The sequence below is a fragment of the Sphingomonas sp. IC-11 genome (genome assembly GCF_021043365.1).
Classification (GTDB): domain Bacteria; phylum Pseudomonadota; class Alphaproteobacteria; order Sphingomonadales; family Sphingomonadaceae; genus Sphingomonas.
The window spans coordinates 1-853 of sequence record NZ_JAJNDU010000012.1 but is presented as its reverse complement, the minus strand read 5'-3'; the positions used below and the strand labels follow the sequence as shown (position 1 = coordinate 853).

Below are 853 nucleotides of genomic sequence, written 5' to 3'. Positions count from 1 at the left end.
TGGGCCGTCAGCGGTCTGTCAGCTTGTGGGACGAAGGCGCGAAGAGCGGACGCAATTCGATCCGGGTTGGTGCGACATGTTGCCAAGCCCCTAGCGGACTAGCTGCTTCCGCTCGTCTTCCCTTAGCGCAAACTGGACACCTCAAGCGGTTTGCCAAGTTCCGCAGAGGGGCCACGTCGCCACGCGATCCGGCAGTTTCGGGTGTCAGCTATTCGTATCTACCGCCGGTAGCTGCCTGCCCGTTAAACCATCGTGTGCCCGCGCGGCCAGGAGATCCGAGGGCCGCACGATCCGGTACGCTGTGCGCCCAGGGGCTTCCGGCACCTCAAGGTCTACACTGAAGGGTATGAACGTCGTGCGGTCCCCGGTCGTGTACGCCAACTCGCGCGTGTGAATAACGTACGTGCCAGCAGGTAATTCCGTCGGATCGTCCCCAATCCGGAAGGGGCTCCTAAAGGTCACTTTGGACGAGATGGTCCGTTCACTGCTTGGTTCAGGCAGCACCTACCTAGCTCTCTGAAAAGGCGTTCGGGCTGCGCGATCTGAAATGAGCTTCTTGCTGAAAAAGGCTCTCAGGATGATCGCTGAATCACCACTCGTTAAAACAACGCGTGTGCCGCCTGACGGCAGAGTCTCCATCGCGCTGATAATCGCGCCTTTCTTCAGGCAGACCCGAGTGACTTCATCTTCAGTGGCGTTGACGTTGATAGCGCGGGACATGGCGGCTCCTCCAAGAGCGGGAGCTCATTGTCTCTCAGCCGCGTCGATGCTCATATCGACGACGCGGTAAATACGATATGGGCGCAGGGACAAGTAATAGATAGTGCGTGGCGTCGGGTATTTTCGTGATCGT

1 protein-coding gene is annotated in these 853 nt (G+C 58.7%); it reads right to left on the bottom strand.

Annotation, left to right across the window (positions count from 1 at the left end; translation table 11 throughout):
• Window positions 1-504: 504 nt before the first annotated feature.
• The gene (locus tag LQ954_RS16040; protein ID WP_231024062.1) at window positions 505-720 is read right to left on the bottom strand and encodes a hypothetical protein; all 216 of its coding nucleotides are present in this window, start codon (window positions 718-720) and stop codon (window positions 505-507) included.
• Window positions 721-853: the final 133 nt, after the last annotated feature.